The sequence below is a fragment of the Kitasatospora sp. NPDC058965 genome, from assembly GCF_042741245.1.
Lineage (GTDB): Bacteria > Actinomycetota > Actinomycetes > Streptomycetales > Streptomycetaceae > Kitasatospora.
Genome location: NZ_JBHYKG010000050.1, coordinates 21,096 through 35,529 on the forward strand (window position 1 = coordinate 21,096; position 14,434 = coordinate 35,529).

Genomic DNA, 14,434 nt, shown 5'->3' on the forward strand with positions numbered 1-14,434 from the left:
AACGGTGGCCCACCGGCCCGGGCAGCAGCGCGCCGGGCCCCGGTGGCGGGGGAGCGCCACCGGGGCCCAGCGTGGGGGAGGAGGAGGGGTCAGCCCCGGGCGAGCAGGTCGAGGGTGTCCACGACGCGGTTGGAGAAGCCCCACTCGTTGTCGTACCAGGCGACGACCTTGACGTGGCGCCCGTCCACCCGGGTCAGCTCGGAGTCGAAGATCGAGGAGGCCGGGTTGCCGGTGATGTCGGCGGAGACCAGCGGGTCGTCCGAGTACTCCAGGACGCCGGCGAGCCGACCGGCGGCCGCCTCGCGATAGGCGGCGAGCACCTGGTCGCGGGTGACGTCGCGGGCGACCGTGGTGTTCAGCTCCACGATGGAGCCGACCGGGACCGGGACCCGGATCGAGTCGCCGGACAGCTTGCCGTTCAGGTTCGGCAGCACCAGGCCGATGGCCTTGGCCGCACCGGTGCTGGTCGGCACGATGTTCACGCCGGCGGCGCGGGCCCGGCGCGGGTCGCGGTGCGGGCCGTCCTGGAGGTTCTGCTCCTGGGTGTAGGCGTGCACGGTGGTCATGAAGCCGTGCTCGATGCCGGCCAGCTCGTCCAGCACGGAGGCCAGCGGGGCGAGCGCGTTGGTGGTGCAGGACGCGTTGGACACGATGGTGTGCACGGCCGGGTCGTAGGCGTCGGTGTTGACGCCGTAGGCCAGGGTGACGTCCGCGCCGTCCGAGGGGGCGGAGACCAGCACCTTCTTCGCACCGGCGGTCAGGTGCGCGCGGGCGGCGTCGGCGGAGGTGAAGCGGCCGGTCGCCTCCAGCACGATGTCGACGCCGAGCTCGGCCCAGGGCAGCTGGGCAGGGTCGCGCTCGGCGGTCACCTTGATCCGGCGGCCGTCCACCACCAGGGTGTCGCCCTCCACGGTCACCGGGCGGCCGAGGCGGCCGGCGGTGGTGTCGTAGGCGAGCAACCGGGCGAGCGCCTTGGGCTCGGTGAGGTCGTTGACGGCGACCACCTCGAGCTTGCTGTCACGCTCGAGCAGGGCGCGCAGCACGTTGCGGCCGATGCGTCCGAAACCGTTGATCGCGATGCGGGTCATGGGTGGATGCTCCTCGTCTGGGGTGGTGCCTCCACTCTGGTCCGCGTCGAGGGCTGATGGCAGTGGCATTAATGCCACCTTCCGCAAGGATCGTGCCAAGCTGTCGCTGTCACGGAGGGTGACCATGGTGGACCGCTTCACTCGCCGCGGGTGAAGGTGCGCCGGTACTCCACCGGCGAGGTCCCGAGGATCTGCTGGAAGTGTTGCCGCAGGTTGGCGCCTGTGCCCAGGCCCACCTCGGTGGCGATCTGCTCGACGCTGCGCTCGGAGCGCTCCAGCAGTTCGCGGGCCAGGTCGACCCGGGCGCGCATCACCCACTGCATCGGCGTGTACCCGGTGTCCTCGACGAACCGGCGGGAGAAGGTGCGCGGCGAGACGGCCGCGTGGCGGGCCAGCACCGGCACGCTCAGCGGCTCGTCGAGGCGGTGCAGCGCCCACTCGCGGGTGGCGGCGAACCGCTCGCCGACCGCCTCGGGCAGGCTGCGCGGCACGTACTGCGCCTGGCCGCCGCTGCGGTACGGCGCGGCGACCAGGCGCCGGGCGGCGTGGTTGGAGGCGGCGACCCCGAGGTCCCCGCGCAGGATGTGCAGGCACAGGTCGATCCCGGAGGCCGCCCCGGCCGAGGTCAGCACGCTGCCCTCGTCCACGAAGAGCACGTTCTCGTCCACCCGCACCAGCGGGTGCATCGCGGCCAGCGCCCGGGTGTAGTGCCAGTGCGTGGTGGCCCGCCGCCCGTCCAGCAGGCCGGTCGCGGCCAGCGCGAAGGCGCCGGTGGAGATCGCGGCGAGCCGGGCGCCGCGCCGGTGGGCGGCGAGCAGTGCGTCGAGCACGGCCGCGGGCGGGTCCTCGCGGTCCGGCTGGCGGTAGCCGGGCACGAAGACCAGGTCGGCCCACTCGACGGCCTCCAGGCCGTCGGCCACGTGGTACGACAGGCCGTCGCCGCCGGTCACCAGCCCGGCCCGGGCCCCGCAGACCCGCACCTCGTACGGCATGCTCGCGCGGTTGGTGAAGACCTGGGCCGGGATCCCGACGTCGAGGGGCTTGGCCCCGTCGAGGACGAGGACGGTGACACGGCGCAGGCGGGAGGTCGACACAGCACCAGGGTAGGGATGCCGGTCACCGTTGCGGACCGCGGTGACCGGCAGCGCCGTGGCAGGCGGGGGGACGCGGAGCGAGCCGCGGCCTCAGCCGCCCAGCCGGTGCACCGATTCCAGCGCCGCCAGCTCCGCCGCGCCGAGCCGCAGCCCGCCGGCCGCCACGTTCTCGGCCAGGTGGCGGGGGTCGCCGGTGCCCGGGATCGCCAGCACGTGCGGCCCGCGGTGCAGGGTCCAGGCGATCCGCACTTGGGCCGGACTCGCGCCGTGCGCGCGGGCGACGGCCAGCAGGTCGGGGTGGTCCGGCCCGCCCGCCCCGGCCAGCCGCCCGGTGGCCGCGATCGCGTAGAACGGCACGAAGGCGACCCCCTGCTCGCCGCAGGCCCGCACGAACGCGTCCTGCTCGGGGCGCACGCCGAGGCCGTACATGTTCTGCACGCACACCACCGGTGCGATCGCCCGGGCCTCGGCGAGGTGGTGCGGCTGGACGTTGGACAGGCCCAGGTGGCGGATCAGCCCGGCGGTCCGCAGCTCGGCCAGCACGCCGAACCGCTCGGCGATCGAGTCGTCCCCGACGATCCGCAGGTTGACCAGGTCCAGGTGGTCCCGGCCGAGCTGACGCAGGTTCTCCTCGACCAGTCCGCGCAGCTGCCCGGGCCCGGCGTGCGGCAGCCAGGCACCGGACGGGTCGCGCGGCTGCCCGACCTTGGTGGCGATCAGCAGGTCGTCCGGGTAGGGGGCGAGCGCCCAGTTGATCAGCTCGTTCGCCGAGCGCAGCGGCGAGAAGTAGAACGCGGCGGTGTCGATGTGGTTCACGCCCAGCTCGACCGCGCGGCGCAGCACGCGGACGGCCTGGTCCCGGTCGTGCGGGACGGCGTCGGGCACCAGCGCGGTGCCGGTCTGCGGCAGGCGCATCGCACCGAAGCCGAGCCGGTGGACCGTCAGGTCCCCCAACTGCCAACTGCCCGAAGCCGCTGCGGTGATCGTCTCAGAGGTCATGGCGGCAGCATCGCGGGCCGGTAGGGTGGTCGCCACTGATTCGGTCATGGATGAATCCTGGGGGTGGCGGTCCTGGCGGAGCTGGCCTTCTCGGCGGCCGACCTGGCACAACTGCGGTTCGCCGTCTCACCCATGTGGGAGGTCGGGACCAGCTTCCGGCTGCTGGCCGCCGGCGCCGCGGACCCGGTGCACCGGCCTTGGCTGGCGCAGGTGCGGCCCCGGATCGCGGCCGCCGGGCTCGACCGGGGCCGGCTCGCCGAGCTGGTCCGGCCCGGCGCCTACGTCCCGGACTTCCTCAACCCGGCCCCGGCCGGACCGGCGCCGGCCCTGGCGGCGGAGCTGGCGCTGGTCACGGCCACGCCCGCCGAGCGGGTCCGCCGGGACCTGGACCACCTGGGGCGCCATCAGGGCGGCCTCGGTCCGCGGTCGCGCGCACTGCACGCCGATCCGGCGGCCGGCCTGCCGCGGCTCGCCGCGGAGATCGAGGTCTACTGGGAGCTGGCGCTGGCCCCGTACTGGGCGCGGATCCGCGCGGTGCTCGACGCCGAGGTCTTCCGCCGGGCCCGGCAGGTGGCCGAGCACGGTGCCGGCCACCTGCTCAACGAGCTTCACCCCGGCCTCAGTTGGACTGCCGACGGGCTGCGCCTGGCGCGCCGCAAGCACCCCCTGAGCCGGGAGCGCGCGGGGGCGGGCCTGCTGCTGATCCCCTCGGCGTTCAAGGGCCCCGGGCTGTCCACCCGGGTCGCCCCGCCGGACCCGCCGCAACTCGCCTACCGGGCGCACGGCGTGGGGACCCTGTGGGAGGAGCGCCGGACGGCGGCCCGGACCGGGGCGCTGGCGGCCGTGCTCGGCCGCTCCCGCACCCTGCTGCTCACCGAGTTGGCGACCCCGGCCACCACCACCGAACTGGCGGACCGCACCGGGCTCTCCACGGCCGGCGTCTCGCAGCACCTCACCGCGCTGCGCGGGGCCGGCTTCGTCACCGCCCACCGGGCGGGTCGGACCGTGCTGTACGCGCGCACGGGGGTGGCGGAGTCGGTGCTCGCGGCGGGGGGCTGAGGCGGGCGGAACACGCGGGCGCGTGCCCCGGCCCTGCCGGCTAGGCAGCCACCCCCACCAGCATTGAGCGGAGTACCCGGGCGATCTGTGCCAGGGCTGCCGGACTGCCCATGCTGTCGTGGTCGCACCGGATCGGGGTGTCCACGACTCGGCCGGTGCAGTACTGCGCCCAGACCGCCGCGCCGGGTGCGCCGGTCGGGCGGTCCTGGGTGGCCGTGAAGTGGACCAGGTCGCCGTCGAACGTCTGCGGACGGAAGTTCTCCAGCAGGGCCGCGTCACGCAGGAACGTGCGCAGCAGTGCCTCGACGGTCCGGTGGGTGAACACGCCGGGCAGGTCCGCCACCGAGGCGGCCTGACGGACCGTCATTCGTCCGGGCGGGAGTGGCTTTCCGAGAGCGGTGAGCAGCGCGCGGAGCAGCCCCTGCGTCAACTCCGCTTCGTCGCTCGACCGGAGCGCGGGCGGGCTCGGGTAGCTGTCCAACAGGGCCAGCAGTTCGACTCGTTCACCGGCGTGCTGCAGCTGGGTCGCCATCTCGTGGGCGACCGCCCCGCCGAACGACCAGCCGAGCAGCCGGTAGGGCCCGGACGGCTGGACCGCACGGATCCGCTCGACGTACTCGGCGGCCATCGTCGGTACGCTCTGGGGCAATCCGGCCGACTCGCGCAGGCTGCGTGCCTGCAGCGCGTAGAGCGGCTGGTCGGGCGGCAACTGCTCGAGCAGTGCACGGTAGCTCCAGCCCATGCCGAAGCCCGGGTGCACGCAGAACAGCGGGGTCTGCCCACCCTCGGGCCGCAGCGGCAGCAGCACCTCCAGCGGATCGGCGGTGCCGTCGGCCTCGGCCAGCCGGGCGGCCAGCGCGGCGGCCGTGGGAGCCTCGAAGAGCTCGCGGACACCCACCGGTCGGCCCAGCGCAGTGCCGATCCGCCCGGTCAGGCGGACCGCCAGCAGCGAGTGCCCACCGAGTGCGAAGAAGTCGGCTTCGGGATCGACCCGGTCGATGCCCAGGTGCTCGGCGAAGAGTGCGCAGAGCTCACGTTCGAGCGCGGTGCCCGGCTCCCGCCCCGCCCCGGAGGTGGTGAACTCCGGAGCGGGAAGGGACCGGCGGTCGAGCTTGCCGTTGGGCGTCAGCGGAAGCGCGTCGAGCAGTACCACGGCGGCCGGGACCAGGTGCTGGGGCAGCTCGGCCACGAGCCGGGCACGGACCGTTGCGGGGTCCGGCGCGGCGCCGGGCACGGGGACCAGGTAGCCGACGAGCCGGTCGCCGTGGACGGCGGCGGCCGCCAAGTGGACCTCGGGGGCAGCCGCCAGGGCGGACTCGACCTCGCCGAGCTCGATCCGGAACCCACGCACCTTCACCTGGTCGTCGCTGCGGCCGAGGTACTCGAGCTCGCCGTCCTCGGTCCAGCGGACCAGGTCGCCGGTGCGGTACATGCGTTCGCCGGGTGCACCGAACGGGCAGGCGACGAACCGTTCGGCGGTCAGCGCGTGCCGGTTCAGGTAGCCGCGAGCCAGGCCGGAGCCGGCTATGTACAGTTCGCCGGTGACACCCGGCGGGACCGGTCGCAGGCTGCTGTCGAGGGCGTAGACGCGGGTGCCGACGACGGGCCGACCGATCGGCACGGTGTCGAGGTCCGGGCCGAGTGGCGCGCTCATGGTGGCGCAGACGGTCGACTCGGTCGGGCCATAGGCGTTGACGAGGGTGTGGCCCCGCGCGATGCGGCGCGCCAGGTCGGGCGGGCAGGCCTCGCCGGCGACGACGAGGGTCAGGCCGTCGGGCAGCGCATCCTCGGGCAGGGCGGCGAGCAGTGCCGGCGGCAGCGTGGCGTGGGTGATCCGCTCCTGCGAGAGCACCTCGGTGAGGCCGGCGCCGTGGTTCAGCCGCTCGGTCGCGACGACGACCAGCGTCGCGCCGGTCAGCAGCGCCATGCACAGCTCCGAGACCGTGGCGTCGAAGCTGGGTGAGGCGAACTGCAGGACCCGGGCTCCGGCGTCGACGCCGAGTGCGGCGGCCTGCGCCGTGACCATGCCGGCGAGGCCTGCGTGCGAGACCACCACGCCCTTCGGTCGACCGGTGGAGCCTGAGGTGTAGATGACGTAGGCGGGCTGCTGGGGACGCGGGGTCGGCAGCTCTGCAGTGACCGTGGTGGCGGCCAGCTCGGCCTGCACCAACGGCGAGTCGAGGACCACGGTCGGCCCCGCGAACGCACCCACACTCTGGGTGGTGCTCAGGACTAGGGACGGCGCACCGTCCGCCAACAAGTAGGCGATGCGTTCTGCGGGATAGTGCGGATCCACTGGCAGGTAGGCGGCACCCGCCTTGGCGACCGCGAGGATCGCCACGACGAGCTCGACGGAACGGTCCAGGACCAGCGCGACGCGATGCTCGAGACCCACGCCGCGCGCGACGAGCAGTCGGGCCAACCGGTCGGCGCGTGAGTCCAGTTCGGCGTACGAGAGCTCGGTGTCCCCGAAGACGAGTGCGGTGGCCTGCGGCGTGCGGGCGGCCTGGGCGCTGAAGAGCGCGGGCAGGGTGGTGGGCTCCGGAGTATCCGGCGCCGTTTCGTTCCAGTCGACGAGGATGCGGCGACGTTCCTGTTCGGCCAGGAGGTCTAGTCGGCCCACGGGCAGTTCGGGCGTGGTCGCCACTGCCGTCAGCAGCCGGACCAGGAGCTGGGCCAGGCGCTCGACGGCGTCGCGGTCGAACAGGTCCGACCGGTAGCTGAGGCGCAGGTCCAGCCGGGCCCCGGGCACGACGGCGAGGGTCAGCGGGTAGTGCGTGGCGTCCCGCACGGTGGCGGTGGAGATCTGCAGCTCGTCGGCAGGTCCGCCGAGCAGCGTCGGATCCATCGGGTAGTTCTCGAAGACCATCATCGTGTCGAAGAGCTCACTGCTGGCCTGCTGCCGCAGTTCGGCCAGCTGGACGTGGTGGTACGGCAGCAGAGCGGACTGCTCGGCCTGCAGCCGCCGGACCAACGCGCCCAGTGGCTCGGCCGGGTCGAGCCGGACGCGGTACGGAAGTGTGTTGATCAGCAGCCCGATCGTCCTTTCCACGCCGACCAGTTCGGCGGGCCGACCGGACACCACGGTGCCGAAGACGATGTCGTGGCGACCGGTCAGATGGGCGAGGGTCAGCCCCCACACGGTCTGGAACAGGCTGCTGAGGGTGCTGCCGAGGAGGCGGGCCGTGCTGGCGAGGTCACTGGTGAGCTGCTCGGCCACGCTGAAGTGGAGTTCGTCGGGAAGCTCCGTCTCGCGGTCCAGCGCGGCAGGTGCGATTAGGGTCGGCTCCACGGGCTCCGAGAGTGCCCGCTGCCAAGCCTGGTGGGCTGCCACCGTGTCCTGGTCGGCGATCCAGGCCAGATAGTCGTGAAGTGGTGGAGCCGGCGGCAACACGGTGCCCCGGTAGTGGGCGAATATCTCGTTGGCCAGCAGCCCGACCGACCAGCCGTCCAGGAGGATGTGGTGGTTGGTCAGGACAAAGGCGTGGTGGTCCGCCGCGAGGCGGACGATGGTGACCCGCAGGAGCGGAGGACGGGCCAGGTCGAAGTGCCGGGACCGCTCCACGGCAGCCAGGCGGTCGAATTCCTCCTGCCGGGTCGCACCGGACAGGTGGGTCAGGTCCAGTTCCGTCCACGGGAGCCGGGTGCCTTGATGCACCACCTGGACCACTCTCCCGTCATCGAGTTGGCGCAGCCCGGCCAACAGGTGCGGGTGGCGGTCGAGAACGGCCTCGGTGGCGGCGCGCAGTGACACCGTGTTCAGTGGCCCGCGCAGGGTGAGCGCCAGCTGGGTCGTGTAGACGTCGACGTCGTCCGCGTCGTAGCCGGCCTGGAAGTACAGGCCCTGCTGCAGCGGAGTCAGCGGCAGCACGTCCAGGACCGGGGCCGCCGTGGCGAGCCGGTCGAGGTCCCATTGGTCCATCTCTACCAGCGTGACGTCGGCGGTGGTGAGTGCGCCAGCCTCGGGATCGTCGGACAGGTCGACGAGTTCGGTGAGCGCGGCGCACCAGTGGTCGGCCAGGTTCCGAACCCCGGCTTCACCGAGGTGGCCGTCCCGCCACGACCAGGATGCGGTGATCCTTCCGTCCTGGGCCCAGACGTCGACCACCAGCGGGGGAGCGAAGGTCGGCAACGGCTCTGCTTCGGCGACGAGTTCGTCGGCGAGACGCCACTGACTGTCGACGCCGGACCCCTGGTCGATTCGCCCGAGGTAGTTGAACGCCAGCTGCGGTACGGCACCTTGAGACAGCATGGGGCCGGTGGCCGGGTTCAGATGGCGCAGCAGGCCGAACCCGAGGCCTCGGCCCGGTACGTCGCGCAGCTGTGCCTTGACCGTCCGAACCGCTTCCAGCGGGTCCGACCCGGTGAGGTCGAGACGGACCGGGAAGAGCGAGGTGAACCACCCCACGGTCCGGGAGAGGTCGACCGACTCGGCGAACTCCTCACGGCCGTGGCCCTCCAACTCGAGCAGCAGAGTGCCGTTCTGACCGCGGTGCCGATTGACGGCGAGAGCGAGCGCGGTCAGCAACAGCTCGTCGATCCGGGCGCGGTAGGCGGCCGGGACTCCTGCAAGCAGTGAGGTGGCAACCTCGCCCGGCAGGGTGACTTCCAGGCGTCCACCGCGGTGTTCGGGTCCGGCGCCGAGTGGCTCCACTTGTTGGGCCAGGAGTCCTTCCCAGTAGCTGAGTTCCTCGTCGCGTCGGTCGGCTTCGGCAGTCAGCAGGCCTGCCCAGTCACGCAGTGAGGTGCCCACCTCCGGCAGCTCCTCGCCCTGGTGCGCTTCTGCCAGGTCAGGTAGCAGGATCCGCCAGGAGACCCCGTCTACCACCAGGTGGTGTGCCGTCAGCAGGAGCCGGCCACCGACCGTGGGGCCTGCGTCGAACCAGACCGCCTGGAACATGATCCCCGCGCGCGGGGCGAGTCGAAGCCGGGCAGCCCGGGCCTGCTCGGCCACCCGGGCGCGCAACTGGTCGTGGTCGAGGCCCCGGACGTCGACACGGGTGAGCAGGTCGGTGGCCCGGAGCTCGCCGGCCGGTGGGACGAACAGGCTGCCGGATTCGTCCCGCCACCGTGCGCGCAGCGCGTCGTGGCGGTCCAGCAAGGCCTGCACGGCAGTGGTCAACCGGTCAGGGTCCAGGTCCGCGGGGGCGTGCACCAGCACGGACTGGTGGAAGGAGTCGGGTACGGGTCCCCCCTCGGCCAACGCCCGAACAAGCGGCGTCGGTGGCACGTCGCCGAGCCCGGACTTGCCGGCGCGCGCGCCCAGCTCGACCTGGTCGCTCGCCGCAGTGGCGAGGCGGGCCACCGACTGGTGGGCGAAGACGTCCCGGACGGTGAGCCGCAGTCCGGCTCGACGGGCCCGGGCGACGAGTTGGATCGCGGTGATCGAGTCGCCACCCTGCTCGAAGAACCCCTGGTCGATGTCGACTTCAGCGCATCCGAGCAGTTCGGCGAAGATCCGTGCCAGGATTCGCTCGCGGTTCGTCCGGGCGACGCGGACCGGAGCGTCGGCTCTCCTGTCCGGTGCCGGCAGTGCCTTGCGGTCCAGCTTCCCGTTGGGGGTCACGGGCAACTGGGCGAGCAGGAGCAGGTTTGCCGGGATCAGGTACTCCGGCAGGCGGGCGGCGAGTTGGGCACGCACCTCACCCGGCGTGAGACCCGCCTGCGCCGGGACCAGGTAACCGACGAGCCGCTGCTGCCCCGGTCGGTCCTCGCGGAGCAGTACGGCAGCCTGTGCGACGCCCGGGACAGCCGTCAACGCCGCCTCGATCTCACCGAGTTCGATGCGCAGGCCGCGCAGCTTGACCTGGTGGTCTGTGCGGCCCAGGTGCTCGAGTTCGCCGTGGCGGTTCCACCGGACCAGGTCCCCGGTGCGGTACATGCGTTCGCCCGGCGCGCCGTAGGGGCAGGCGACGAAGCGCTCGGCGGTGAGTGCTCGGCGGTTCAGGTAACCGCGGGCGAGTTGGACACCAGCGAGGTACAACTCGCCCGGGGTTCCGGGCGGAACGGGGCGCAGCGCGGCATCGAGGACATAGACCCGGGTGTTCCGGACCGGTCTGCCGATCGGGACGGTGGGAGTGCTGCGGCAGGGCCACGCGGTGACCTCGACGGAGGCCTCGGTGGGTCCGTAGAGGTTGTACAACGGCACGCCCAGGACGGCATGCCACCGGTCGCGCAGTTCCGGGGAGAGGGCTTCACCCGAGCAGAAGACCGCGCGCAGGTGGACGCAGTCGGCCGAGGTGGGTTCCTGGAGGAAGGCGTGCAGCATGGACGGGACGAAGTGGGTGACGGTGATCCCCCGGCGCTGGATCAGCTCCGCGAGGTAGGCGGCGTCACGGTGACCGCCCGGCCGAGCGACGACGAGAGTCGCACCCTCCAGCAACGGCCAGAGGAACTCCCAGACGGAGACGTCGAACCCGAACGGTGTCTTCTGCAGTACCCGGTCGTCCGCGGTGAGCCGGTGGGTGTGCTGCATCCAGGCAAGGCGGTTGGAGATCCCCCGGTGGGGCACGACCACCCCCTTGGGACGGCCGGTTGAGCCGGACGTGTAGATGACGTAGGCCGGGTTGTCCGGATGCGGGGCAGGCAGGGCACTGGTGGTGTCGACCGCTTCGAGTTCTGGCAGCAATCGTGGTGAGTCGAGCACCAGGGTCGCGCCGGGCACTCTGTCCGCGGTGTTGCCGGTAGCGAGTACCAGAGCGGGTGCGCCGTCCTCGATCAGGTGCCGGATGCGCTCGGCAGGGTACTCGGGGTCGACGGGCAGGTATGCGGCTCCTGCCTTCAGCACGGCGAGGATGGCAACGACCAGCTCCACGGAGCGTTCCAGAACGAGTGCCACGACGCGCTCGGGACCGGCTCCGTGCGCGACCAGCAGCCGGGCGAGCCGGTCGACCCGGTTGTTCAGCTCGGCGTAGGTCAGTTCGGTGTCCTCGAAGACCAGTGCGGTCGCCTGCGGACTGCGGCCGGCCTGGGCCTCGAAGAGTTCGGACAGGCCGACCTCCGACGGCGTGGCTGTCGGCCCGGTGCCGTTGGCGAGCAGTCGCGTACGTTCGGTCGCGTCGGTCGTGTCGATCCGGCTGGTGGGAAGATCGGGGTCGCAGGTGGCGAGAGCGTCGAGTACCCGCAGTAGCCGGGATCCGTGCTCGACGACCTGCTCCGCCGTGTAGAGCGCAGGATTGGCCTCCACCACCAGGCTCAGGCCGTCGCCGTTCTGCCGGTCGTAGAACATGAACCCGAGGTCCTCGACCGGGCCGCTGGCCAGGCTGTGCATGGTGGTCGGCAGACCGGCGAAGGAGAGGTCGTAGTCGAAGGCCATGATGTTGACCGTCGGGCCGACCAACGGGCTGCTGCCACCGACCAGGCCCAGCTCCCGGCGCAGTTCCTCGGTGCGGTAGCGCTGGTGCCGCAGCGCTTCCTTGGCGCGGGTGTTGGCGTGCCGGACCAGCTGGCGGACGGTCAGGGCGGTTCCGGCCGACAGCCGCAGCGGGACCACGTTGCTCAGCATGCCGGGCGTGGTGTGCGCGGCGCGACCGACCCGGGCCGAGACCGGCATGCCCAGGACCATGTCCTCGGTGCTGGTCATCCGTCCCACGTAGAGCGCGGTCGCCGCCAGGACCAGGGCCGACCAGCTGACGCCCAGTCTGCGGCCGCCTGCGCGCAGCGCGTCGGCGCGGTCCTGGGGGAGTCGCAGCTCCTGCCGTATCTGGTCGGCGGAGGCGGGGGCGAACCGCCCGGCCAGCGATACGGGTTCGGGCCGCTCGGCCATCCGCTCCAACCAGTACGCACGGTCGGTCGCGTACTGCGCCGAACCCCGGTACTCGGCCTCGGCCTCCAGCAGGTGCCGGAACGCGGGCAGGGCACCGGTCGGAGCGGATTCGCGGCCCTCGACCAGGGCGGTGTACACCTGGGCCGCACGGGCCACGAGGATCCGCCCGCTGAAGCCGTCGATCACGGCGTGGTGGCCTCGCTGGTACCAGAACCAGCGGGTCGGGCCGCCGCGGAACAGGACGTGGACGGCCGTCCTGCCGGCGGTGGGATCGAGGGGCCGGGTCAAGTCCGTGCAGATCCAGTCCCGGGCCGCGGCCCAGGGGTCGGGTGCATCGGCCACGTCGACCAGGCGCAGACGGGTCGGCGGCGTGGGATCGAGCACTTGGCGCAGCTCGTCGCCGTCCGTGACGAAGCGCAGCCGCAGTGCCTCGAACTCCTGCAGTACCTGATCCACCGTCACGGTGAGGAGCTCGGGGTCCAGCGGGCCGTGGAACTCGATGCACTCGGCCGCGTGGAAGGCCGGGCTGTCCGGAGCCAGCAGCTGGGCCAACCATATGCCAGACTGCCCCGCGAGGAGGGGCCACGTGGCTTCGGAAGAGTCAGACATGGGCTCAGCACTCCGAACGGGGAAGGTTTCGGCTCTAGCTGCTCGGACCCGCAACTGGGTTGAGCAACGGTGACTCTTCGTGCTGTTGATCAACGAAACCAGTGAACTACGGGGCCAGGCGGGGGTTAACGTACCAGGCGTGAAGATCGCGGAAACGTTGCGAAAATCACATGGGTATATGCCAGTGGCCCTGGGTATGACATGTCTTCTCCAGTCCAGGTGCCCGGCGGACAAGGTGTTCGATAGTCGGGCGAATCCAGCCATCCGGCACGGCTGTTGACCAGCTGTCGGGTTCCCGCCGCAGTGGTCTCGACCAATCGCTAGGGTAACGGTCCATCAGTCGCCAAGCAGAGGACCGGCATGACTCCTGCGTCCCGCACCCGACCGGCGCCCGCGCTCACGCTGCGTGAGATCGAGGCCTGGGCCGCCGCCGTACTGCCCCCCGGGGTCCGGGACTTCGTGGCCGGAGCAGCCGGTCAGGAGTTGGGCCTGGCGGCCAACCGCGCCGCGCTGGACGAGGTCTTCCTGGTGCCGCGGATGCTGCGCGACGTCTCGGTCCGTAGTGCCGCCTGCGAACTGCTGGGCAGTCAGTTCGCCCTGCCGATCGGAGTGGCGCCGGTCGCCTACCACCGCCTGGCGCATCCGGAGGGCGAGTTGGCTGCCGCCCGGGCCGCCGCCGCGGCCGGTGTGCCGTTCACCGCGGCCACCCTGAGCAGCTTCCCGGTCGAGCGGATCGCGGCCGAAGGGGCCACGACCTGGTTCCAGTTGTACTGGCTGAAAGACCGCGCCCAGCGGCTTGATCTGGTCCGTCGCGCCGAGGCGGTCGGCTGCGCGGCGCTGATGCTCACCGTGGACGTGCCGTGGATGGGCCGCCGACTGCGGGACATCCGCAACGGCTTCGCGCTGCCGGCCGACGTGACCGCCGCCAACCTCGCCGAGGCGGCCGGCTCCGCCGCGCACCGGGCGGGTGGCGGCTCGGCCGTGGCCGGCCACACCGCGCTCACCTTCGCGCCGACGCTGACCTGGGCGGACGTCGAGGAACTGCGCGGCCTGACCCGGCTGCCGCTGGTGCTCAAGGGGATCCTGGATCCGGCGGACGCGGCGTTGGCGGTCGAGGCCGGGGTGGATGCGCTGGTGGTCTCCAACCACGGCGGCCGTCAGTTGGACGGAGCGGTGCCGGGCGTCCAACTGCTGCCGGAGATCCGGCAGGCCGTCGGCGACCGGTGCCGGCTGCTGCTGGACGGCGGCATCCGCAGCGGGGTGGACGTGCTGCGCGCGTTGGCGCTCGGCGCGGACGCGGTGCTGATCGGCCGTCCGGTGATCTGGGGCCTGGCGATGGACGGCGAGGCCGGGGTGCGCCGGGTCCTCGACCTGCTCGCCACCGAGCTGGACGACGCCCTCGGTCTGGCGGGCTGCCGCACTCTGGCCGAGGCGCGTGCACTCCGCACGGTGCTGCGTCCCGGCACGGCGCTGCGTCCCGTGTGATCAAACAAAACTAAACGTATGCCAGGTGACTTCTGGTGGATTCTGTTCTAAAGTGCTGCTCATTCCGTTGCGGGGCCAGAAGTCGGCCCGCTCGATGCCGAGCGGGAGCGGGCCCCGCGTGACGGTGTTGCGGTGGGAGGTCGTTGAGGGTCGGCCGTCCTGCCCTGGTGGGGATGCCCGCACCGCCGAACCTGAGCGAGGCGGCGTTGGCATCCCCGTACCACCCGACGTGCCGGGCCCTGCCCCTGAGGTCCGGCATCCCGGCCGCTCGCGCTCCCGCCCCGGCCCGCGAGCGGCCGGGCCCCCGGTCGCGCCGGGCCCGACCGCTCTGCGTC

6 protein-coding genes are annotated in these 14,434 nt (G+C 72.4%); 2 read left to right on the forward strand and 4 right to left on the reverse strand.

What is annotated here, in order from left to right:
- Nucleotides 1–89 precede the first annotated feature (89 nt).
- The 3 genes from gap to ACFW1A_RS11570 form a co-directional block, all read right to left on the reverse strand.
- Nucleotides 90–1,088, reverse strand: coding sequence for a type I glyceraldehyde-3-phosphate dehydrogenase (gap, locus tag ACFW1A_RS11560; protein ID WP_380407609.1), 999 nt, complete (start codon nt 1,086–1,088; stop codon nt 90–92).
- Between the two features lie 137 nt (nt 1,089–1,225).
- Entirely contained in the window at nt 1,226–2,182 is a 957-nt protein-coding gene (locus tag ACFW1A_RS11565; protein ID WP_380407612.1) for a GlxA family transcriptional regulator, read from the reverse strand.
- A gap of 90 nt (nt 2,183–2,272) precedes the next feature.
- Nucleotides 2,273–3,181 carry an aldo/keto reductase gene (locus tag ACFW1A_RS11570; RefSeq protein ID WP_380407614.1) on the reverse strand — a complete coding sequence of 303 codons (909 nt, stop codon included), beginning with the start codon at nt 3,179–3,181 and terminating at the stop codon, nt 2,273–2,275.
- 63 nt (nt 3,182–3,244) lie between these two features.
- Between ACFW1A_RS11570 and ACFW1A_RS11575 the strand changes: the two genes are divergently transcribed.
- Nucleotides 3,245–4,240, forward strand: coding sequence for an ArsR/SmtB family transcription factor (locus ACFW1A_RS11575; protein ID WP_380407616.1), 996 nt, complete (start codon nt 3,245–3,247; stop codon nt 4,238–4,240).
- A 40-nt stretch (nt 4,241–4,280) separates the two neighbouring features.
- Here the strand turns inward: ACFW1A_RS11575 and ACFW1A_RS11580 are convergent, their stop codons facing one another.
- Complete coding sequence (locus ACFW1A_RS11580; protein ID WP_380407618.1) at nt 4,281–12,878, reverse strand: amino acid adenylation domain-containing protein; 8,598 nt, start codon at nt 12,876–12,878, stop codon at nt 4,281–4,283.
- Between the two features lie 96 nt (nt 12,879–12,974).
- Here ACFW1A_RS11580 and ACFW1A_RS11585 point away from each other — a divergent pair, with 96 nt between their 5' ends.
- Nucleotides 12,975–14,099, forward strand: coding sequence for an alpha-hydroxy acid oxidase (locus ACFW1A_RS11585; RefSeq protein ID WP_380407620.1), 1,125 nt, complete (start codon nt 12,975–12,977; stop codon nt 14,097–14,099).
- Nucleotides 14,100–14,434: the final 335 nt, after the last annotated feature.

Bases quoted from the DNA above. Each gene is read 5' to 3' on its own strand.
- gap (WP_380407609.1), bottom strand. From the start codon at position 1,088: ATGACCCGCATCGCGATCAACGGTTTCGGACGCATCGGCCGCAACGTG.
- ACFW1A_RS11570 (WP_380407614.1), bottom strand. From the start codon at position 3,181: ATGACCTCTGAGACGATCACCGCAGCGGCTTCGGGCAGTTGGCAGTTG.
- ACFW1A_RS11580 (WP_380407618.1), bottom strand. From the start codon at position 12,878: ATGGCTGGATTCGCCCGACTATCGAACACCTTGTCCGCCGGGCACCTG.
- ACFW1A_RS11585 (WP_380407620.1), top strand. From the start codon at position 12,975: ATGACTCCTGCGTCCCGCACCCGACCGGCGCCCGCGCTCACGCTGCGT.